We start from the raw sequence: 22,529 nt of genomic DNA on the forward strand, positions 1-22,529 counted from the left end.
ATTGAAGGGATTTTATGCGCATTATTCACACATCAGATTGGCATCTTGGCCAATATTTTTATGGTAAAAGTCGCGCAGCTGAGCACCAGGCCTTTATGCAGTGGTTACTTGAGCAAATCAACATCCACCAAGTTGATGCGCTTATTGTCGCGGGCGATATTTTCGATACTGGCACACCGCCAAGTTATGCCCGTACGCTATACAATCAATTTATTGTTCAAATTCAACAAACAGGTTGCCAGTTAATTTTATTGGGCGGTAATCATGATTCTGTGTCGACATTGAATGAATCTAAAAATCTCCTTGCTTGCCTAAATACTGTGGTTATTCCAGGCGCGTTAGAGCATGTTGAAGAGCATGTATTTGCCCTCAAAAATCGCCAAGGTGAAGTGGGTGCTATTTTATGTGGTTTACCCTTTTTACGCCCGCGTGATGTGGTGCTAAGTGAATCAGGTGAGTCATCAATTGATAAACAACGTAAATTGGGTGATGCCATTAGCGAGTTGTATCAGCGCTGTTTTGAGCAAGCTGAACAACTCAATAATACATTTACTACACCAGTACCCATTATTGCGACAGGTCATTTAACCACAGTGGGTGCAAGCACTTCAGAATCCGTGCGTGATATCTATATTGGCAGTTTAGATGCCTTTAATGCAGCGCTGTTTCCTGCCGCAGACTACATTGCATTAGGTCATATTCATCGCCCCCAAGTGGTGGCGAAATCTGAACATATTCGTTACAGCGGTTCACCGATAGCGTTAAGTTTTGATGAACTCGCGGCAGATAATGCCACTAATAAGTCGGTGTTTTTGGTCGAATTTAGTGATGCCAAATTATCTCAAATCACAGCATTAATGGTGCCAGTTTTCCAGCCGATGCAGGTGTTAAAAGGCGACTTAGATAGCATTGAGCAACAGATAAGCACATTTGCTTTGCAAGCAGAATCGGCAAAAACGACTTGGTTGAGCATTGAGGTGTCACAACAAGATTATTTGTCTGATTTGCAATCGCGCATTGCCGACATGACTCAAGACAAAGCGGTTGAAGTATTGCAGTTAAAGCGTGCCCGTAGTCAACGACAGCAACACATTAAGCAGCTCGATAATGAAACCTTATCTGAGCTCAGCGTCGACGAGGTATTTGGGCGACGTTTGTCGCAAGAAGAGTTTGAGAGTGAATCGCAACAGGCACAGTTAGGACGAATAAAGCAACGCTTTAACCAAGTGTATGCCGAAGTGGAGTCTGAGCGAAACAGTCAAGAAACGGCTGCGAGCCATGTGTTACAAGAAACGTCGACAGAAGCCGTTGCAACAAAAAGTGCTACCGAGGGTGAGCAATAATGAAAATTCTAAGCCTTCGCTTTAAAAATATTAACTCACTTAAAAATGAGTGGAAAATCGACTTCACCCAATCGCCATTTGCTGAAAACGGTTTATTTGCTATTACAGGTCCTACAGGCTCAGGTAAAACCACCATTCTCGATGCGATTTGTTTGGCGCTTTACCATCGTACACCGCGGTTAAGTAATATTTCTAAAACCACCAACGAGTTAATGACTCGTGGCACTGCAGAATGTTTAGCTGAAGTTGAATTTGAAGTTAAAGGTGTCGCTTACCGAGCGTTTTGGAGTCAGCGTCGTTCGCGCGACAAAGCCGATGGCAATTTACAAGATGCGCAAGTCGAATTGGCTAAACTCAGTGACGGTAAAATCCTTGCCAGTCAGATAAAACGTAAAACCGAATTAATTGAAGAAATCACCGGACTCGACTTTGCTCGTTTCACTAAGTCGATGATGTTGTCACAAGGCCAGTTTGCCGCTTTTTTAAATGCCGAAGCCAATGAGCGCGCAGAACTATTGGAAGAGCTAACGGGTACTGAAATTTACAGCTTAATTTCAGCGCGAGTGCATCAGCATTTTTCTGATGCCAAAACTAACCTAAAAGTGCTTGAAGCTAAGCTTGGCAGTGTTGAGTTATTTGATCAACAACAAGTTGTGGCGCAGCAACTACAGATTGAACAACTCAATCAGGCGCTTGTGATCGATCAACAGCAATTAGCTCAATTAAGCCAATTTATTACCTGGGCGGACAATACTGAGCAATCGCAGCAGACATTAGTTAACGTTCAGGCTCAACAGCAACTAGCACTGTCTCGCGTACAGCAACATAGCGATGAACTAACTCGACTTGAACATAGTGAGCCAGCACAGCAAATCCAGCCTCTATTTGAACAGCAACAAAAAGCCCAGTTAAGCACCCTAGTATTATCGGAACAGATTGAACAGTTAACGGAACAGGTTGGTGTAGCTGAACAAACACTGCAACAGCACACCCACAAGCAAACGCAAGCTGAGCAAGGCGTTGATAAAACCAATCAAGCACACAAAGATTTGCTTACGCTTATCGACAAACAGGTGTTGCCGTTAGACCAACACATTAGCCAATTGAACTATCAGTTGTCTCAGGTCAGATTAAGCCATCAGCAAACGGCTGAGCAACAACACAAAACGATTGAGCAACAGCAACAGTTGATGGCGTTGCAACAGCAACTCACGTCGGCAAAGCAAGACATACAGCAACAACTTGATAGTTTGCCACAAGGCCAAGAAGTGGCCAAAAAGTTTGCGGCTTGGCAGACACAATACAGCCAAGTGTTGCAATTAAACCAGCAGTTGAGCCAACTTGACACTCAACGAGTTCAGCAACAACATAATATCGAGCAAACTCAAACAACGTTATCTGAGCTTTCGCCACAAATAGAACTGGCCAAAACGACGGTCACCCAAGCGTTGGCTCAACAAGCCGACAGCCAGCAAGCAATAACGGCATTATTGGCTGGCCAAGACGAAAGTCAGATTAATCATGTCTACCAACAACTGGTCGAGCAGCAAGCTGGGCGTTATCAGTTAACCCAGCTATTTAGTCACTATGTGCGTCAGCAGCAACAATGCCAGCAATTAAGCAGTCAATCGGTGCAATTTAACACTGATTTACAGGCTTTAGCGCATTCACTTTCGCAGGTAAGAACCCAGTGGAGTGAAAAAAATCAGCAAGTAAAAGATCTGCAAACCATATTGCAGCAAGAACAGCAAATAGCCAATTTAACCTTAGAGCGTGCCAAGCTTAAAGCCGGTGAGCCTTGTGCATTGTGCGGTTCGACAGAGCACCCGTTAGTTGAGCGTTATGAAGCATTGAATGTGTCTGTTACCGAGCAAAGAATGCAGCAACTACAAATTGAACTTGATGCGATTAAACAGCAAGGTGAGCAGCTTAAAAATCAACAAACGGCGTTGCAAGTTAACTATGACAATTCGCTCAAGCAATTGAGCCTAGCGCAAACTGAATTACAATTAACTGAGCAACAGTGGCAACAACATACTCAGGTGCTTGCAGTAACGCTTGAATTACATGAGGAGCAACAACATAAACTAACTGATTATATTGACCAGTCAGAAGCCAAACAGCAGCAACTTGCCCAAACGATAAGCCAGCTTAATCAATGCCAAAAAACCTTACATCAACATCAGCATAATGCTACTCAAGCAGAACAAGCGTTGGCAGTATTAATTAATCAGCAAGGGTTATTGCAACAGCAGCTCGATAATTTGTCCCAAGGTTTAGAGAGTCATCAGCAGCAAATTGAATCTGTTAACAAGCAACTGCAGCAACTGAGTAGCGCTCTGGATTCGCACATTATTGCTACAGGGTTAACGCCGCCGAGACTTGAGGATGCCGACACTTGGCTGCATCATTTACAACAACAACTTGAGCGTTGGATTGAAGCGCAGCAGCAGGCTATCGATAACCAACAGCAGCTCAGTGTCACCGCAGAAAAACTCACCGCAAACAATCTACACACCACTGAAATAGCAACCAAGCTAGCGGAAGTGACTGCGCAAGTAGTTACGCTTAACGAGCAACTCGATTCGGTACTCGCAAAGCGTAAAGTCGTGTTTGCAGAGAAAGTGGTTGAAGATGAAAAGCTGCTTAGCCAACACGCAGTAGATCAAGCTCAGCAGGTATTTGTCTCAATTCAACAACAACTGCAAGCGGCGGATAAACATTTTGCTGGTTTGCAAGTACAGCTGCAATCGACAACGCAGCAAACAACCAAGGCGACTCAAGAGTTACAACAGTTGCAGGAAAAATGGCAAGTGGCATTACAATCAAGTCCATTTGCAGATCAACAATCATTTGAGCAAGCCTTATTGACGCCACAAGAGCGTCACACCTTACAGCAATTAAAACTGCAACTTGATAACGACATTGTCAAAGCCAATACGTTAGTTGAGCAAGCCTTAACAAAACAAACGGAGTTAGCGCAGCTGGCAGAGCAACACGGATACGATATTACTCAACACGGCGATACAATGCTGCAATATCAAACGATGGAAGCTAAGCACCAACAAGACAAGCAAACACTGTGGCGCTTAAGTCATGAGTTAGAGCAAGATACCAATAAGCGGGCAGGGCAACAGCAACTGCTAGCGGAACAAGCTCAAATGCAACAAGATTACGACGATCTTGCGTATCTGCATTCGTTAATTGGCTCACAAAAGGGCGATAAGTTCCGTAAGTTTGCTCAAGGGCTTACTTTAGACCATTTAGTGGCATTGGCGAACAGACAGCTGGAACGTTTGCAAGGTCGTTACTTACTTGAACGCAAAGAGTCCGATGCGTTAGAGCTACAAGTACTCGATACCTGGCAAGGTGATGCAGTACGAGACACCAGAACCTTGTCGGGCGGTGAAAGCTTTTTAGTGAGCCTGGCCCTTGCACTCGCATTATCTGACCTTGTTAGTCATAAAACGAGCATTGACTCACTGTTTTTAGATGAAGGCTTTGGTACGTTGGATAGTCAAACGTTAGATACCGCTTTAGACGCATTAGATAATTTAAATGCTTCGGGCAAAATGATTGGTGTCATTAGCCATATTGAAGCCATGAAAGAGCGGATCGACGTACAGATAAAAGTGACTAAAATGAACGGTCTTGGTATCAGTAAATTGCAGGGTGAGTTTGCTGTAAGTGGGTCTTGATCTGCCTCAAACTCCCATGATTACTGTAATCGAGTTCAAATTAATTATTAATTAAATATCATTTTATATTTGTAAAATGATTATTTTTTGATATAAAAGAGCGTTGATATGCAATTTGAGTGCAAAAGTCCGTATTTTTAGCTGTTTATACCGGATGCCGTAGTATCAAATATTGGGTCATATTCACCATAAAAAACGACATGAAGGCATAGCGTTAACTGAATTTATGCCCAATATCGCAATAACAATTTGCAGTAAAAGAAAAATAAAAAATATAAAGCGTCATCTTTTAGGGTGGATTAGACATTGCTAATGAGTAAAATTATGGGCTTCCAAAGGCCAGCGGTAAGTCAATTGAACTTGCCAAACTTGCACAAGAAAGTCTTGCTAGCGAGTGTATTTGTTGTCGGGGCGGCTTTATTATGGCCAACACAACAAGAGTTTTCATCACAACGTATTCCAGTGGCAATCGATATCGATTCGTTATTGCCACACATAGCTCAACAAGATAGCGCTTTGAAGCTGGTAAAGCCTATTTCACCGATTTTAAATCGCGTAATTGAAAGTGGTGATACCTTAAGTCATTTATTTGAATTAGCCGGTATCGACCAACGAACCATGTATAAAGTACTTGAGGCTGATTTAGAAGTCTTAGCACTAGATACACTTCTGCCGGGTAACCGAATCCAATTTTGGGACAACGCTAATGGCGAGCTTGATAAGCTAGAACTGTACTTTAGCCCTGCTCACCAAGTGGTATTCTCCCGTTTTAAAGACGGAACTTACGGTGTTAATGACATTAACATCGATGGCATTTGGCAAAATCGCATCGTTGGCGGAGAAATTAACGGCTCTTTTTATGTATCGGCTAAAAACGCTGGTTTAAGTGCCGCTGAAATTCAAAAAGTTGAAACTCTGTTAAAAACGAAATTAAACTTTTCTCGTGAGTTGCGCGCAGGTGATACTTTTTCGGTTTTGGTTAACGACCAATTTGTTGAAGGTGAACCAACAGGCACAACATCGATTGAAGGCATTCGTATTAATACCGGCCGTCGCGACATTACCGCGTTTCAAAATGTCGATGGCAATTATTACGACATTGAAGGTCAAAGTTTAACGCCTGCTTTTCAACGTATTCCGCTTAATCGAAAAGTTCGTTTAAGTTCGCGCTTTAACCCTAACCGTAAACACCCAATTACTGGTCGTATTCGTCCACATAACGGCACTGATTTTGCTACCCCAATAGGTACGCAAGTCGTAGCACCGGGAGATGGCATAGTCACTATGGTGACTAAACATCCTTATGCAGGCAACTATATTGTGATTCAACACGACAATAAGGTCAGCACACGCTACCTGCATTTATCGAAGTTTTTAGTTAAAAGAGGCCAACGTGTCACTCGTGGTCAACCGATTGGATTGTCGGGTAATACTGGTGCTTCAACAGGTCCTCACTTACATTATGAGTTTATTGTAAATGGTCGTCCTATCGACGCAATGAAAGCCAATATTGCAGAAGCTACTGTATTACCTAAAAAGCAACTACAAGCGTTTCAAGCTTTGGTGCATAGCCGTAGCATGATGATGGATTTAGGCTAATCACAACGCGTGTAAGCGAACTCTGATCGATAAAAATGCAGCCTATATAGGCTGCATTTTTTGTTGTTAAATCACAGTACTTAAAGAGTGCTCAATACTAGCGGTAACGGTTGTCCCTTGTTATTACTTATCGTTGCAGTGCTTCCGCTTGTGGATCTATCTCAGTTCTGGGGTCCATTTCATATGCTGTTGGGCTTGCCATATCGGTGACGGCACGAAAACTTTCTTTTGTTGCAAGTGTTGAGGGGGCAATATGGCTGCGGCGTCTTAATAATACTATCACGAAGAAAATCGCCAAACATGAACTGGTAAAGGCATATAAACCCTTGGCGCCAAATAATCCCATCGCAAGTGAAGCCATAGGCGCACCAATAGCCGACGATAACCCAAGAGTGATAAGCATGGCACTGCTTATTTCAACAAAATCTTCAGCGGTGGCGTTGTCATTAGCATGGGCTAAGCATATTGCGTATAGCGTCATACATGTCCCTCCCCAAAAAAAGGCTGATATTGCTGCTGGCCAACCGCCAAAAGTAGTGACTACGTAAGGCAGAGTGACGAAGAGTAATGACACCAAGGAGCCACCTAAGGCAGTAAACATCAAAACACTGCGCCTATCAAACCTATCGGATAACTTACCTAGTGGTACTTGAAAACAAGCTCCGCCAAGGACGGTAGCAGATAAAAATGCACCGAGTTGAATACTGTCAAAACCATTATCTTTAGCGTAAATAGGCGCTAATGCCCAAAATGCACCTGTGACAAAACCGGCAACCACGGCTCCAATCAGTGCAACGTGAGAGTGCCGCCATACCTTGGCCATATTCAACTTAACGTGTTTTACCACCGCAGGTGCTGATGAACGTGTCAGTGACACCGGAATGATTGCGATAGAGATAAATATAGCGGCTAGACCGAATAGCATCGATTCGTGCTCGCTGCCTAAATTGAACAGTTGTTGGCCACACATCACCATGATTAAATTTAGCGTGGTATAAATAGACAGTATTGTTCCTCTATTATTCGCTGTTGACGTGCCGTTTAGCCAGCTTTCAATGATCATGTATAAACCAGAAATCATCACCCCGATTAAAAACCTTAACAACATCCAACTATAAAACTCGGATAATAATGGAAATAGTAAGATGACCACCGAGTAACATGTTGCCAATACAGCAAAGCTACGAATATGCCCAACTCGTTTTAACATATAGGGTGTGGCTAAACAGCCGGAAACAAATCCTAAAAAGTACCCCGATCCGGTTAAAGCGACTTGAGTATCGCTAAAACCAGATTCACTCGCCGCAATGGGGAGCAGAGTCAGTAATAAACCATGGCCAAGAATTAAGAATGCATTAGATATGAGTAATGCTGAAAGTGGGATTAACGCGTTTAACATGTCACTCCAATAGGTTTTGTGTGTGATACGTCACCAATTCACACAGCTAATAACCAAGATTGATTGTAATGAACTCCGAATTTGCCCAGGTATTAAAGCGTGTTTTAGTTTATTAATACCGCGTGTGACGCTGCTTATCGTACTATTTGGGACAGAACTGGGCGATGTTGTTGCAAGAAACGACGTTGGTTAACGCTGATGTAACCTGCGTTTTACACATTTCACTGACACACAATATGAAAGGAAGATTTATGCCAAGTGTGGTTATTATTTTTTTATTTTATAAATCAGCACGTTGAGAGTATGGCTTTTGGTTTTGCAGTTTAGATTAGTTTTACAGCGGTACAATGCTGAGCAGCATTGCACTGAAATCGAACAATATTTACTCTAAATATTGTGATAAATGCTTTCAATAAAGATGATATAAATTGAAACGTTTACCAGTCATAACCTTTGTAACAAACTGCTTATTTGAAAAGAGTCATTATGATGAAACTCTCTTAGAATAAATCGAATAAGGAAGTGATTTAACAATGGTTTGCAGCATATACCAGTTGTTACAGTGGTTACAGTTTGTATATATCTTGCCTTGGACTTAGGTGCGAAAATTGTGACTCAGTTATTAATGTTTGAGCATGTTACTAATAAAAGCATAGCGAATAATAAAATGGCGGCATTAGGTTGGTGATAAGGGACTCGTGATAAAAGGGCTAGTATTGGCCGTGATGAAGCCACAAGGCGGATCTAACCACTAGCACTGCTTTGAATCTACTGAATTGGACAGAACTTTCTATCTAACGCTCTGTTTGTGAGTAATTCCTGTTCAATTTATACAGTTGTATCATCTTGAAAGCTATCGTAATTAAAGCTATCGTAATTAAAGCTAAAAGTAGTTATGTTAATTCATTATAGAAATAGGGAGCATGGTTAATTTTCTGGCCTGCGGCCACTACGAACGTGGCGCTTCGACCACACCAGACCAAGAGTAAACCAACGGTAGTTCCCTCTTATAGTTTACAACATAATTGGCCCCGCTGCCCCGCAATATTTTCCTTATTTACTTAAAAAACAGAGCGAAAAGGTCGCCATAGGGATTAATTCAGCGTTGAACCTCATTTGAATACGGCTTCGGCCCATTTTGTTGTAAAGAGTGAAAATGCTAACGCTTTCGATTGGAATCTGATGTGAATGGATTCACTAATGTCGTGGTGGCATGGATGCCAAATAACGACCTGTACCGCGAAAACTAAGCTCACAACCATGTGAGCTTCATGCTATTTTTTTCAACAAATACCATAGAAGGCATAGACCTCTAATGCTGTGTATAAGCACAGTTATAATTTGCCTTTTGTAAATTAGCCGTTTTGTTTCTCGTTATGTAATCATAAAAATTCTCGGTTTCAATTGAGTTTATAACCCTCATTGAATCAGCCAAGCTTAAAGATGTATGATAGAAAAATACTATGAAAAGTGATTTCAATGAAAACTTACACACTACTCGATATCAATTGACCAAAAAACGGCTCTGTAGCCCAGAGCCCGCATCAAAAATAGCATTAAGTATGTCAATTAGCTTTGACTAGGCATCGGCCAAGTCCAACAAGCGATTAATGCGTCGCAAATAACACAACGCATAAAGACTAAAATGTTAGGTTTTCATAATCTGTCGTGGAAACTAGCAATAGAGAAAAATTGGCGGCAAAACAAAGGAGAATGATGATGAGTAAAATAGTAGAGGAAGTAACATCTGCAAATGCTAATTACGTGGCTGACTTTGGAGATAAAGGTAATCTACCAATGCCTCCTGGAAGGCAGTTTGCAATACTTACATGCATGGATGCTCGTTTAGATCCTGCAAAATATGCAGGTCTTGCTGAAGGTGATGCCCATGTGATTCGTAATGCGGGTGGCCGAGCAAGTGATGATGCCATCCGTTCCTTGGTAATTTCTTATAAGTTACTTGGAACGAAAGAATGGTTTGTAATTCACCATACGGATTGTGGGATGGAAACATTCAACAATGAAATTATGGGTGGTTTGTTGTCTGGTAGTCTCAAAACCGCAAGTGTTGATGCCTCGGGTTGGCACGATAGCAATGCTGGTGGTGGTACAACCGATGGTAAATACATCAATTGGTTAACTATCAGTGATCAAGAAAAAAGTGTTTTGGAGGATGTTCAGCGAATCAGAAGTAACTCAATGGTTCCAGGTGATATTCCAATTTATGGCTATATTTATGACTGTAAATCTGGAAGTCTTGTAGAAGTTCCAGAGGCAACAGAAGCCGGCAAGGCAAAAATCTAACAAGGCAAATTAACTCGGACTGTCAAGAACTGCGCCGCTTCGCGCTATGCGGCTTTTGATATCCGGTTATTTGCGACGTTAGTGGCTGCAGGCCAGATCTTAAACTAACTTTTGTCCATAAATGAGTTACAACACAATCAAACTTGAATATGTCGGTGCTTAACTTATGGATTAATTTGTTCTGTTCAGTATGGAGGGGTCTGTTTGCAAGCCCTCAGTATCTGGGTCTTTTTAAAACAAAATATTGAGCCAATAGCTTATCGATTACTTCGTATAGGGCGATTGTCCGACTTCTTCAGCTACTAACCATACTCGCATATCAAATTCTAATTGGTGGTAATCCGCTAACATAAAGCTGCATAGTTGATAAAAAGCTTTGTTGTGTTCCTTTTCCCGCAGATGGGCCAATTCGTGCACCACTACCATTTGTAATAGCTCAAACGGAACGTGTTTTAAGTGTGCTGCAATTCTAATTTCATTTTTGGCTTTCACTTTATTACCTTGGCGGCGATTAACATAAGAATGCAAACCCAGGGCATGGTGGCTTAAGCTGATTTTTTCGTCAAAAATGACTTTGGCTAATGGGTCTGACTGACGCATATAGGTATTTTTTAATGTCAGCGCCATATCGTATAAGGCTTTGTCTGTGCGAACGTCGTGTATTTTTGGGTAGCGTGTTAAAAAGTGGGCAGCTAAGGCGTTAGCGTCAACGAGTTGGCGAATTTTCTCGACCACGTCAGGACGATAACCATTCAAATAACGCAATGCACTTTGTTCACTTTGCTGCTTTTTAATGTCGGCGCTGGTGACTAACAGGCTGAGATCTGTTTTTGGCTTTAATGATTGGCTTGCCGACTTGACTGGCATTTTAGGTGGGGCTTTAGGTTTTTTAGTTTTAGTATCTGACATGGTTGTAGTTCAACTGATTTTTTGGCGTTACCGTTATCTGAGTCGGTATCGATAACGCCAATATAGAACGGTGAAAGCGGTGGGTTACACTTTACCGAAGATGAGTCGGTTATGCTGAACATAAGCAACATCAAATGCATTAAGCTGCACGCGTTTTAGATCCAATGATTCAAAGTCAACTTGTGGCGGGTTACGCTTTAATTGCTCTTTAATAATCAATGGAGAAATAAGCGAAACTGGAAGGTCCATTAATTGAAGTACCGCTTCAAGTTTGAAGCTGGTGGCACTGCCGGCAAACTTGCCTTTTTGTTCACGTTCAATAATAGCTATTTCATCGACTTTGTAGTCGCTCATTAGTTTTTTAAACGCAAAATCAAACTCACGAATTGAGTCCGTGCTAGCTGATTGTGAAATACTGAATGAAACTTTACGACATGCTGGCACGTTATAGGTTTCGCCTTCATAGGTCAGTAAACAGATAATGGCTTCGCCGCCTTTTAATTCCACACCACAAATTTTCATGTTAATCCTTACTGGTTTATTCATACGAGTGTGCCGTTGGCATGCTCGTTATCGTTCATTTGTTGCAGGGCAGTGTACTGCCCTACATTCATTATTCTGTCATCGCAGTTTGTTGGTCATCTACTTGCAGATTACCTGCGATTTATGGGCTATCTAGTCTTCTGCTGTGCCGTCGTCTTCGATAATGACAATAGGCTTAACTTTACGGCGAACTGGCGCATCACCGACATCGACGCCAGTGATAAAGCGTTTATCACTCTTTGGTGCCGCTTTAGGTTTTTTAGGTGCGCTAACTCTATTGTTGATCACAGCTGCTTTTGCACTGGTACCGGCTTTGCCTGCCTGAGGCTTATCTTTTAGACCGCTAAATTTGGCCTTTAAGCCTTCAATCACCGTGAGGTCGAAATTTTTACGTAAAAACAATTGTACTTTTTTAAAGCTGTCCCAATCTTTAGGACCTACAAATGAAACCGCATCACCTTTAGCGCCTGCACGGCCAGTACGACCAATACGGTGGACGTACTCTTCTGCAAACTTTGGCATATCAAAGTTAATCACTAATGATACGTTGATTAAATCAAGGCCGCGTGATGCCACATCGGTTGTCACTAATATTTTTGATTGGCCACGAGCAAATTGATCCATAATTTGGTTACGAGCCGATTGCTTTAAATCACCACTGAGTGCTGAGGTGGCAAAACCTTGCGCAGCCAATAGCGTGGCTAAACGGTCGGTATCTGAACGCGTAGCGGTAAATACAATCACTTGCTTGTGTTGCTCTTGGCTTAAGATGTGCTGTAGCAAGGCTTGTTTATGGTCTAAATGGTCAACCAAAATAATTCGTTGCTCAATATCTTTATGTTCAGTGTAAGACTCACCGATAGAGACATGGCTTGGTGTTTTGAGCAATGTTGTTGCAATGTCACCGATGCTTTCATGATCTAACGTAGCTGAAAACATTAACGTTTGGCGACGCTTATGATCAGCGGCATCATTAATGGCTTTTAGCTGTGGCGCAAAACCTAAATCGAGCATACGGTCAGCTTCGTCAAGAACCAGTAATTCTAAGCCATTTAAATATAAGTGGCGCTGTTGTAAGTGATCCGCAATACGTCCCGGTGTGGCAACAATGAAATGTGGATCTCTGGCCAATGCTTTGGCTTGGTCGTTAAAGTTCTCACCGCCGAGTACGCTAATGGCTTTATATTGGGTATTGGCGACTAATAAACGTAATTGGCCATAAACTTGCTGGGCTAATTCACGAGTCGGTAACAAGATAAGTACCCGAGGATCTTTTTTCGACAATGCTCTAGTGGATATCACGCGTTGCATTGCGGGCAATAAAAACGCTAAGGTTTTACCTGAGCCGGTTTTAGACGATGCCATTAAATCTTTACCTGATAAGGCAATGGGAAGTGCTTGCGCTTGAACATCGGTAGGCGTAGAAATGCCAAGGTGCTTTAGACTGTCAAGCAGGCGCTTGTCCAACGAAAAATCGGTAAATTGCAAAGGTAAATCCCCTAAAAAATGATAGCCGACGATTATAGCTGTTTCACCTTGCTATAGCCAACAAGAGTCGCTTTAGTTATGCTATTTTTTAGCTTTATATTATGGCCTGAGTTCTACGTCGCTATTGGACGATTCAGGCGGGCGTATCGTAAAATTGAATACCGAGCATGGAAGGAACGAAAGATGACAAAGCTCACCGTGGGATTAGCGCTAGGCAGTGGAGCCGCTAAAGGTTGGGCACATATTGGGGTATTGAATGGTTTAGCCAAGTTAGATATTTATCCTGACAAAGTGGCAGGTTGTTCGGTAGGGGCATTAGTGGGTGCTGCCTATGCCAATAATCATTTGGGTGAACTTGAAACCTGGGTGAGTGGATTTTCAAGTTGGGATGTACTCGGGTTAATGGATTTAGGCTGGCGAAAAGGCGGACTTATCAGTGGTGAAAAAGTATTTGATGTATTGGCTAATCGTATTGGCGACCTTAACATTGAACAGCTGAATCGTCCCTTTGCTGCAGTCGCGACAGATTTATATTCTGGGCAAGAGATTTGGTTTAAAGAAGGTGACTTACGCCATGCGGTTAGGGCTTCATGTTCAATGCCGGGCTTTTTACCCCCAGTACAGCAAGGGCATCGCTGGGTTGTGGACGGTGCGGTAGTGAATCCTGTGCCGGTATCATTAGCTCGCTCTATGGGCGTTGATGTGGTTATTGCGGTGGATTTAAATGGCCATCGTCGTGGCCAAATGCACTTAATCCCAGAGCAAGTAAAAAGCCGCAAAGCCACTAAGTCTGAACCTATTGATGAAAAGCGCGAGCTTGAATCTGGCTTTATGGACCTATGGGGTAAAGGCAAAGATTATATGAATGGCTTAACCGATAAATTCTCTTTAGGAAGCTCAAAATCCCATCCGGGTATGCTGGCGGTGATGTCACAATCGATGGATATTTTAGAACAACGCCATAAACGTTCACGCCTAATGGGCGAGCCACCTGATATTTGCATCGTACCTGATGTGGGTGATATTGGCACCATGGAGTTTCATCGCGCTAAAGAAGCGATTAAAGCAGGTGAGCAGGCTGTAAGTGATATTAAACATTTAATCGAAGCGACCTTAAAGAAATGTTGAAGCAGTATCGAATATAGTGGTGTGTTTATGATAAATACACCCGTTGATTGCCGCTGTGTGAATATTTGCTATTTTATCGGTATTTGTCATTAAATCCGCGTTTGTTATTCAACTAGGGCATTGTCTAACCTGCGCAGTCTGATGGGTTGATAAGATTATTCACTCTCTCATAGTTATCTCATAGTTATCTCATAGTTAACTCATGGTTATTTAGTCATTATCTAGTCATTATCTAGTAGTGACTTGCCCGCAATGATCTACCCGCAACTATCTAACGATAACTACCGAGTCATTAGATACAGTGGGTAAGTTATTTGTGTTGTTGATCTAGCCATTTAAGGTTCGATCAATGACTTAATACCGTCATTCAGCACCATTTTAAGCTGTCAAATACAACCCTTATGGCGTTTTCACATCAGATTATCGATTCAGCAAAGCATCCCAAATCGCTAAATTATGTCGATTTTATCCCCTTGTATTAGCCTGTCAAAATTAGTTGCTATTCCTACAATATCTATCGCTGATAGCAAGTGTTTTTTCAATATTAAGTACTGCCGACAATTATGATCTGGATCAAGGTATTACTCCGCGTAAATGTGTCTAATACACTCTATCTTGTGTTGTACGTGTATTAAAGCGCTATATATAGTGCTTGTAAAGGATGGTTGTATGCTTGTAGTAGTGAAAAGGGATGGATGCCGAACTGCTTTTGATGGATGTCGAATCAAAGAGGCTGTTGTGGCAGCAATGGAGTCTGCAGGTATAGCCGACCATCAATATGCACAGCAGTTAGCGCAGACGGTAGAGCAGCAAATGGCTGTGAAGACCGAAGTTGATATTCACGAACTACAAGATGCAGTTGAAAATTTATTAATGTCGGGCCCGTTTAAGTCGGTGGCGCGTCATTACATTGAGTACCGTCACGATAGAGATAAACACCGTGAAACCCAGAGTAAATTAAATTGTGCTATTCGCGGTTTGGTTGAGCAATCTGATAGTGCCATTTTAAACGAAAATGCCAATAAAGATGCCAAAGTCATCCCGACCCAACGAGATTTATTAGCGGGCATTGTGGCCAAGCATTATGCCAAAACGCATTTACTGCCAAAAGATGTGGTAGCCGCCCATGAAAAAGGCGAAATTCACTATCACGACTTAGATTATGCGCCTTTTTTCCCGATGTTTAACTGCATGCTAATTGATTTAGCCGGCATGTTAACGCATGGTTTTAAAATGGGTAATGCTGAAATAGAACCGCCTAAGTCTATCTCAACTGCTACCGCAGTTACGGCGCAAATTATTGCCCAGGTCGCGAGCCACATTTATGGTGGTACCACGATTAACCGTATCGACGAAGTGTTAGCTGAGTTTGTGCAAATCAGTTATCAAAAGCACCTTAGCGTCGCAAAAAAATGGCAAGTGGCTGACGTAGAAGGTTATGCCATGACGCAAACCGAAAAAGAGTGTCATGACGCATTCCAGTCACTTGAATATGAAGTGAATACCCTGCATACCGCCAACGGCCAAACGCCATTTGTCACATTTGGTTTTGGTTTAGGCGTGTCGTGGGAGTCGCGTTTAATTCAGCAATCGATGTTAACTGTACGTATGGCGGGTTTAGGTAAAAATCGTAAAACAGCAGTCTTTCCAAAATTGGTGTTTGCCATTAAAGATGGCGTGAATCATAAAGCGACTGATGTTAATTACGATATCAAAAAGATGGCCTTAACGTGTTCAAGTATGCGCATGTACCCAGATATTCTCAATTATGATCAAGTCGTGAAAGTCACCGGTTCGTTTAAAACCCCAATGGGATGTCGCTCATTTTTGGGCGCCTATGAAGAAAATGGTCAATTGGTCCATGAAGGCCGCAATAATCTAGGTGTTGTCAGTCTTAATTTACCGCGTATAGCGTTGGAAGCAGGTAAAGATGAACAGCGTTTTTATCAAATACTCGATGAGCGTTTGTTAATTGCCCGCAAAGCCTTAGAAACGCGTATTGCCCGTTTAGCCGGAGTCAAAGCACGAGTGGCACCAATCCTTTATATGGAAGGCGCCTGTGGTGTGCGCCTAAATGCGGATGATGATGTGAGCGAAATCTTTAAAAATGGCCGGGCATCAATTTCGTTAGGGTTTATTGGTCTTCACGAAACCATTAATGCTTTATATAGCAATGCTGAACATGTGTTTGATAACACACAATTACGTGATAAAGCTGTCGCCATTATTAGTCATTTAAAGCAAGCCACTGAGTCTTGGAAACAACAAACAGGTTATGGCTTTAGTTTATACAGTACCCCAAGTGAAAATTTATGCAGCCGTTTTTGTCAGCTTGATACTACCCAGTTTGGCGTAGTGGCAGGTGTGACCGACAAAGGCTATTACACCAATAGTTTTCACTTAGATGTCGAAAAGAAAGTAAATCCTTTTGATAAGATTGATTTTGAACAACCTTATCCAGCGATCGCTAATGGTGGGTTTATTTGTTACGGCGAATATCCCAACATGCAGCACAATATTGAAGCGCTCGAAAACGTTTGGGATTACAGTTATAGCCGAGTGCCATATTACGGCACCAATACTCCCATTGATGAGTGTTACGAGTGCGGTTTTATTGGTGAATTTAATTGTACTAGTAAGGGCTTTGTGTGTCCTAAATGTGGTAATCATGAGCCAAGCCGAGTGTCTGTTACTCGTCGCGTGTGTGGTTATTTAGGTAGCCCAGATGCACGACCATTTAACTTCGGTAAGCAAGAAGAAGTTAAGCGTAGAGTGAAGCATTTATAATGCATTACAGTGCATATCATAGCGTTGATGTGATTAACGGTGAAGGCACCCGCTGTACGTTATTTGTCAGCGGTTGCGAGCATGGTTGTAAAGGTTGCTATAACCAAAGTACTTGGCGTGTAGATGCTGGCCATATTTTTAGCCAAGCACTAGAAGATCAGATTATTGATGATTTAACCGATACTCGTATTTACCGTCGAGGCTTGTCGTTAAGTGGTGGCGATCCGCTGCATCCCGCCAATTTTGAAGGCGTACTAAAATTGGTTACGCGGGTAAAGCTGGAATGTCCCGATAAAGATATTTGGCTGTGGACCGGTTATCAACGGGCTGAACTTACACCGCAGCAACAAGCTGTGGTGAACTTTGTGGATGTGTTGATTGACGGTAAGTATGAGCAAGACAAAGCCGACCCCGCGCTATTATGGCGCGGCAGTATGAATCAACAGATCCATCGTTTTATGCGCTAGCGTTTTATATGAAGGCGTTAAGACGAGTCGCTTAATGTCAGCACTTTAACTGTCAGCGCGCTAATCGTTAGCACGTTAATCGTTAGCAAATAAATGTTTAACCCGCTAATCGTTAACCCGTTAATGATTAGAAAGACCCACAATATGGCGATAACGTTTAGTGCGCTGTTTGGTTTTATATTGATCGATCAATAAACTCCACAATGGTGAATCATTAGTGTGTGGCGACTTACCTTGGCTTACACGACGAAGTTGGCGTTTAATGACGGCCATCGTCGCCAGCCCAGCTAAAGGTTTACTTTGCCAATTCACTGTTGGAATAGACGGGACAAACTCTGGCTGAATTAGCCATCTATTGGCTAAGTCTGGATAGAAGGCGAGGGCGCTAGCGATACCACACAATGCAAAACCAGCATCAATAACTTGTTGAGCCACAGGTAGGCGATGAATACCTCCGGTTAACATTAATGGAATAGGGCTACGCTGGACCAACTGCGATGTTAAACTTAAAAAATAAGCCTCTCGAGCTAACGTTCGCTCATCAGCACTGCGACCTTGCATGGCTGGTGCCTCGTAGCTGCCACCTGATAATTCCACCATTTCAACGTGATACTGTGCCAACATATTAATGACCTTTTCGGCGTCGTCGACATCAAAGCCACCGCGTTGGAAATCAGCAGAGTTGAGTTTTACTGCTACATCGAAATCGGCACCACATTTAAGTCTTACTTGCTTAACCACTTCGAGTAATAACTTGGCACGATTTTCAAGCTTTCCGCCCCATTGATCATTACGTTGATTGGTTAACGGCGATAAAAATTGAGCCAGCAAGTATCCGTGTGCAGCATGAATTTGTACTCCATCAAACCCAGCTTGTTGAGCCAATTGTGCTGTGGTAGCAAACCGTTGGATAACCTCTTCAATGTCTGCTGTTGTCATCGCTTTTGGTTGAGAGAACATGGATGAGTGTTTGCCTAAATCGAGAGCGATGGCAGAAGGGGCTAGATTTTTACCGCCCATCGCTTTAAACACCTGACGGCCTGGATGATTGATTTGCATCCATATTCTGGCGTTATTTTGCTTAGCTGTTTTGGCCCATTGGATGAACGGCTCAAGTGCGCTGTTGGGATCTAATACCACTCCGCCAGGGCCGGTCATGGCTAAGGGATCAATCATCACGTTACCGGTGATCATTAATCCTACGCCGCCTTTTGCCCATGCTTCATACAAGTTGAACAATGCGTCATCAGGTTGTTGTAAGGTGTTAGCAAGGTTTTCTTCCATTGCGGCTTTAACCAATCTATTGGGGATGATGGCACCATTGCTCAAGGTGTATGGTGTGAAAATGGTATTAGCCATGAAATAATATCCTAAGGTAAGCCGCTGAATTAATGTGTTGTTTATCCTACAAGTAGCCTAGATAGTCAATTGTCCTTATTAGAAAGGGATAAAAAAAGCACTGCCACAGGCAGTGCTTTCATCATCTCGTTACTCAATTTAGCGCTAGATTTAACGCTAAATTGAGATCTAGATTTCGAGCAAACAAAATCCAGATTGATATGTTTTTAAATACGATAAGTTAGGGTTAACTTCGCATTACGCTCTTCGCCGGGTAATCCGCCTAAGAACATGGCTTTATCGTAATATGTTTCATTAAATAAGTTATTAATGTTCAATTGAATTTTATAACGTTCAACGTCATAACTAATCGCTGAATCGATTACCGTATAACTTGGCACATAACCATCTGGAATACCAAAAGAACTAGAGTGTGTGCTGCGTTCATCGACATATTTAGCCCCAAGACTGATTGATACCGGTGCTGGTAAGGCAAATTCTGCGGCATAAGTTACCCAAGCGCCCGCTGTGACGTAAGGTACACCTTTTTGGCGTTGGCCATAATCACTGCTATTTGGATTTTGATTGTCTCTAGCATCTTGGTAAACCGCGTTAACGTTGACTTTCCATTGGTCACTTAAATATGCATTCAGATCTAGCTCCACCCCTTTAGTATCTTCGCTGCCGTCGTAAAAATACGGGAAGATATCAGGTGTTGCTTCGCTGCTTTCGTATTCTGGATTGCTATAAGCCACATTAGTACGTGATGTTTTGAAAAAGACCAAAGATGCAAGCAATTGATCATCAAATGCTTTGGCACGAATACCTAAATCATTACTGATAGATTGAGAATCTTCACGGTCTGCTTCATTGCCTTTTACATCGCCTAACACACTGTATGCTGTACGGCCTTTAGAATGATTAACGAAAATAGAGATATCGTCAGTTGGCATATAAGTTAGGCCTAAATTGTAGGTTACACCGTTATCTGTGGTATCCGCTTCTGGTTGAGGGTCAGCTAAGCTACTACTGTAACGAGCATCGACACCCAAGTGTTCATAACTTTGTTTAATTTCATTGAATGCGACACCAATACGGCTAGTAAATCCGCCACCTAAATAACCCACATGTTGTAAGCCCAAGCCCCAAGCTGTGACAGATTTATTGTAGTTACTGGTTAATAATGGATCGTAGTCTTCAAATTCACCTTCGCCCCAATTGGGGTTACGGATATCATAAATATACGGTAGCGAACCTTGATATGACAAATTACCATCGGCATCTTTCAAGGTGTAATCGGCGTCGTAAATTGAATACTGTTTAAAGCGAATATCGCGATCTTCAAAATTAGCATTAACTAATAATTCGTTACTGATATTGCCAATGTCGAAGTCATAACGTAAGTCGGCAAAATACTGCCATGACTTTTCTTCTGCCGAGACTTTGCGGTATTCCTGACGGCGTGCCGCATAAGGGTATAGAGTGCCATCTTCAACCAAGGGCGCACGTGGGTCAGCGTTAATTACGCCACTACGTTGCCAATAAACATAATTATAAGCCCCTGTTTGACGAGCAAAGCTGGTTTCGTAATTACGGTATTGCAGTTGTTGGTTTAAAAATAAGTCATCGGTTAAGTACACATTATGGCTTAGTTTAAAGCGCAACTCTTCGCCTTCATTGTCTTTCGCCATTGGTGAAATAAGACCGTTATGACCAAACTCATACGGTGTTAGGCCATCATTTGCGCTTAACGAGTCGGTTAATTGTTGGCGCTGATCGTCTGTGAGTTGTAAACCATTACTGGTAGGGTCGTTGACTAAGTCTTGCCAGCTGACTTCACCAGCGGTTTTTCCCTCGACTGAAGCTGCGTTATAAATGCGGATAGGATGGCCGATTGAATCGACGGGGATCGCATCGCTAATATATGCTGTTGATAGCATAATATTTTGGTTTTCATTCAATACATATTTAATCGAGCCATATATTTCATCGCGGTCGGTACCAAGATCTCGATAACCTGTACTTCGAGCCGTTTTTGCCACGAGGCGATAGGCTAAATCGTCAGTTATTCCGCCCGTAGAATCAGCCATGAGAGAATAACTATCCCATTGACCCACTTCAGCTTCAAACAACTGTTTACTGTCAAATTGAGGTTTTTTCTCAATAAGGTTAATCACGCCACCCGCGCTACCCATACCATACAGACCAGTAGCAGGACCCTTGAGTACTTCAACGGAACTCACGTTGGTTAGTGAACGAGTTGGATTAAAAGTGTTACCTAATCCAGCACCGCCATACATACCATCGTAAGTGTAGTTGGCGCCTAATCCGCGCACGACCAAATTGTCGCCAATACCATAATTATTACCCGCTTGGGTTACGCCGCTGATGTTACGAACCAAATCTTGCATGTTGGTGATGCCTTGGGCATCAATTAATGCTTCATCAACAATCACCACCGCGGCAGGCGTTTCCATCAGCGACATATCAGATTTGGTTGCTAAGCCGGAGTTCATCACTACTTGGTTTTGTCTGCCATAAACTGTTATTCGTTCATAATTGGTAGAGGATGATGCATTGGTCGTATCATCTGCAGGTTGTGTTGTAACCTCAGATTGGGAAGTAGGCGTTTGTGCGTGAGCATAAACGGGAAACAGTACACTTTGACAAGCAAGGGCGAGTAGCGATAAACGTAATGGCGTCATAACGGGTTAGGCTCTTTATTAACAATGTTGCGAATGATAATGATTATCATAAGTATTGCAATGGTGTGTTGTGATAAATGTGGCAAAGAATGGGTTTTGGTGATTTGATTGCTGATCAATTGCACAATTTGAGTGAGGAATGAGCATGGTTAACTTGCCAATAAAGGGCATAAATCATGGTAAAGCTTAGGTATTAAGTGGCTTAAGCACACATTAGTATTTGTTATCCAATAAGTGCACCGCATCTCACGCTGATGATTAATTGTAATGCGATAATATCCAGATTGTTTGTACAGGGTGAAAAACTTTGCCTGTACATTCATATATGAAGCGTTTGCTATTCGCATCTTAGGTGGTTTTGGGTATATAATCTGCCTCCGAAACGGTGTTGTGATAAACGTATAAGCGTAAACGATTCACTAACACGCCAAAGCACTTAAGGTAATCAAATGAATTTAAAGCTAGAACTGCAGACATTGAATGATAAATTAGACAAGTTTCGTCGCAAGTTAGCTGCGGCTGAAGCACGTGGCGATGCCACGATTGTCCTGCAGTTTAAGAAAGAAGTGGCGACAGTGACTAAGCGAATCGCCAGCATTAAAGGCCAGCAAACTCGCGAGTTCAGCAAAGAAGGTGTGGCGCTGAAAGCATTAGGATTTAAGCGCGTGCTGACTAAAGCCGAACAAGCCGATATGGGTAAGTTAAACAAGTCGGTTAAAGGTTTAGTCGTTGTGCATCCTTTAACGGCATTAGGCCGTGAAATGGGCATAAAAGATGTGACGGGTTTTGCGCCTGCTAAGTTCTAATATTTTCTTTTACAG

General features: G+C 42.4%; 14 protein-coding genes. 8 read left to right on the plus strand and 6 right to left on the minus strand.

The genetic code is table 11. The features are described 5' to 3' along the window. Positions 1-14 precede the first annotated feature (14 nt). From sbcD to GUY17_RS07820, 3 genes are all read left to right on the plus strand, one after another. The gene (gene sbcD / locus GUY17_RS07810; protein ID WP_162022794.1) at positions 15-1,343 is read left to right on the plus strand and encodes an exonuclease subunit SbcD; all 1,329 of its coding nucleotides are present in this window, start codon (positions 15-17) and stop codon (positions 1,341-1,343) included. Further along, positions 1,343-5,041, plus strand: a complete 3,699-nt coding sequence (locus GUY17_RS07815) for an AAA family ATPase (RefSeq protein WP_162022795.1) — start codon at positions 1,343-1,345, stop codon at positions 5,039-5,041. Before sbcD ends, GUY17_RS07815 begins: the two co-directional genes overlap by 1 nt. Positions 5,042-5,353: 312 nt before the next feature. Further along, the gene (locus tag GUY17_RS07820; RefSeq protein ID WP_101088090.1) at positions 5,354-6,640 is read left to right on the plus strand and encodes a peptidoglycan DD-metalloendopeptidase family protein; all 1,287 of its coding nucleotides are present in this window, start codon (positions 5,354-5,356) and stop codon (positions 6,638-6,640) included. A 127-nt stretch (positions 6,641-6,767) separates the two neighbouring features. On the opposite strand, the gene GUY17_RS07825 is transcribed toward GUY17_RS07820, so the two are convergent. After that, on the minus strand, positions 6,768-8,039 hold the full coding sequence (locus tag GUY17_RS07825; RefSeq protein WP_162022796.1) for an MFS transporter: 1,272 nt from the start codon (positions 8,037-8,039) through the stop codon (positions 6,768-6,770). A gap of 1,719 nt (positions 8,040-9,758) precedes the next feature. On the opposite strand from GUY17_RS07825, the gene GUY17_RS07830 reads away from it, so the two are divergent. Next, positions 9,759-10,343, plus strand: coding sequence for a carbonic anhydrase (locus GUY17_RS07830; RefSeq protein WP_101088094.1), 585 nt, complete (start codon positions 9,759-9,761; stop codon positions 10,341-10,343). Positions 10,344-10,607: 264 nt separating this feature from the next. Here GUY17_RS07830 and GUY17_RS07835 read toward each other — a convergent pair whose 3' ends face one another. The 3 genes from GUY17_RS07835 to GUY17_RS07845 all read right to left on the minus strand — a co-directional run bounded on the left by GUY17_RS07835 (position 10,608) and on the right by GUY17_RS07845 (position 13,283). Further along, the gene (locus GUY17_RS07835; protein WP_254439926.1) at positions 10,608-11,210 is read right to left on the minus strand and encodes a M48 family metallopeptidase; all 603 of its coding nucleotides are present in this window, start codon (positions 11,208-11,210) and stop codon (positions 10,608-10,610) included. A 126-nt stretch (positions 11,211-11,336) separates the two neighbouring features. Next, complete coding sequence (locus GUY17_RS07840; RefSeq protein WP_101088096.1) at positions 11,337-11,774, minus strand: DUF3010 family protein; 438 nt, start codon at positions 11,772-11,774, stop codon at positions 11,337-11,339. Between the two features lie 153 nt (positions 11,775-11,927). Next, positions 11,928-13,283, minus strand: a complete 1,356-nt coding sequence (locus GUY17_RS07845; protein ID WP_162022797.1) for a DEAD/DEAH box helicase — start codon at positions 13,281-13,283, stop codon at positions 11,928-11,930. A 183-nt stretch (positions 13,284-13,466) separates the two neighbouring features. On the opposite strand from GUY17_RS07845, the gene rssA reads away from it, so the two are divergent. From rssA to nrdG, 3 genes are all read left to right on the plus strand, one after another. Then, positions 13,467-14,411: a patatin-like phospholipase RssA gene (gene rssA, locus GUY17_RS07850; RefSeq protein ID WP_101088100.1), complete on the plus strand. Its 945-nt coding sequence runs from the start codon at positions 13,467-13,469 to the stop codon at positions 14,409-14,411. A gap of 669 nt (positions 14,412-15,080) precedes the next feature. After that, a complete protein-coding gene (gene nrdD, locus GUY17_RS07855; protein ID WP_162022798.1) occupies positions 15,081-17,198 on the plus strand; it encodes an anaerobic ribonucleoside-triphosphate reductase in 2,118 nt (705 codons plus the stop codon). Next, complete coding sequence (gene nrdG / locus GUY17_RS07860) at positions 17,198-17,665, plus strand: anaerobic ribonucleoside-triphosphate reductase-activating protein (RefSeq protein ID WP_162022799.1); 468 nt, start codon at positions 17,198-17,200, stop codon at positions 17,663-17,665. Before nrdD ends, nrdG begins: the two co-directional genes overlap by 1 nt. A gap of 120 nt (positions 17,666-17,785) precedes the next feature. On the opposite strand, the gene GUY17_RS07865 is transcribed toward nrdG, so the two are convergent. Both GUY17_RS07865 and GUY17_RS07870 read right to left on the minus strand, forming a co-directional pair. Then, the gene (locus GUY17_RS07865; protein WP_162022800.1) at positions 17,786-19,024 is read right to left on the minus strand and encodes an NADH:flavin oxidoreductase/NADH oxidase family protein; all 1,239 of its coding nucleotides are present in this window, start codon (positions 19,022-19,024) and stop codon (positions 17,786-17,788) included. A gap of 206 nt (positions 19,025-19,230) precedes the next feature. Next, positions 19,231-21,708: a TonB-dependent siderophore receptor gene (locus tag GUY17_RS07870; protein WP_162022801.1), complete on the minus strand. Its 2,478-nt coding sequence runs from the start codon at positions 21,706-21,708 to the stop codon at positions 19,231-19,233. Between the two features lie 449 nt (positions 21,709-22,157). On the opposite strand from GUY17_RS07870, the gene GUY17_RS07875 reads away from it, so the two are divergent. After that, positions 22,158-22,514 carry a YibL family ribosome-associated protein gene (locus GUY17_RS07875; protein WP_059746680.1) on the plus strand — a complete coding sequence of 119 codons (357 nt, stop codon included), beginning with the start codon at positions 22,158-22,160 and terminating at the stop codon, positions 22,512-22,514. Positions 22,515-22,529 lie beyond the last annotated feature (15 nt).

Origin of the sequence: Shewanella sp. Arc9-LZ, assembly GCF_010092445.1 — a bacterium.
Taxonomy (GTDB): domain Bacteria; phylum Pseudomonadota; class Gammaproteobacteria; order Enterobacterales; family Shewanellaceae; genus Shewanella.

Coding starts and splice junctions, on each gene's coding strand:
- sbcD (WP_162022794.1), top strand. CDS start 15: ATGCGCATTATTCACACATCAGATTGGCATCTTGGCCAATATTTTTAT.
- GUY17_RS07815 (WP_162022795.1), top strand. CDS start 1,343: ATGAAAATTCTAAGCCTTCGCTTTAAAAATATTAACTCACTTAAAAAT.
- GUY17_RS07820 (WP_101088090.1), top strand. CDS start 5,354: ATGAGTAAAATTATGGGCTTCCAAAGGCCAGCGGTAAGTCAATTGAAC.
- GUY17_RS07825 (WP_162022796.1), bottom strand. CDS start 8,039: ATGTTAAACGCGTTAATCCCACTTTCAGCATTACTCATATCTAATGCA.
- GUY17_RS07830 (WP_101088094.1), top strand. CDS start 9,759: ATGAGTAAAATAGTAGAGGAAGTAACATCTGCAAATGCTAATTACGTG.
- GUY17_RS07835 (WP_254439926.1), bottom strand. CDS start 11,210: ATGCCAGTCAAGTCGGCAAGCCAATCATTAAAGCCAAAAACAGATCTC.
- GUY17_RS07840 (WP_101088096.1), bottom strand. CDS start 11,774: ATGAAAATTTGTGGTGTGGAATTAAAAGGCGGCGAAGCCATTATCTGT.
- rssA (WP_101088100.1), top strand. CDS start 13,467: ATGACAAAGCTCACCGTGGGATTAGCGCTAGGCAGTGGAGCCGCTAAA.
- nrdD (WP_162022798.1), top strand. CDS start 15,081: ATGCTTGTAGTAGTGAAAAGGGATGGATGCCGAACTGCTTTTGATGGA.
- nrdG (WP_162022799.1), top strand. CDS start 17,198: ATGCATTACAGTGCATATCATAGCGTTGATGTGATTAACGGTGAAGGC.
- GUY17_RS07865 (WP_162022800.1), bottom strand. CDS start 19,024: ATGGCTAATACCATTTTCACACCATACACCTTGAGCAATGGTGCCATC.
- GUY17_RS07870 (WP_162022801.1), bottom strand. CDS start 21,708: ATGACGCCATTACGTTTATCGCTACTCGCCCTTGCTTGTCAAAGTGTA.
- GUY17_RS07875 (WP_059746680.1), top strand. CDS start 22,158: ATGAATTTAAAGCTAGAACTGCAGACATTGAATGATAAATTAGACAAG.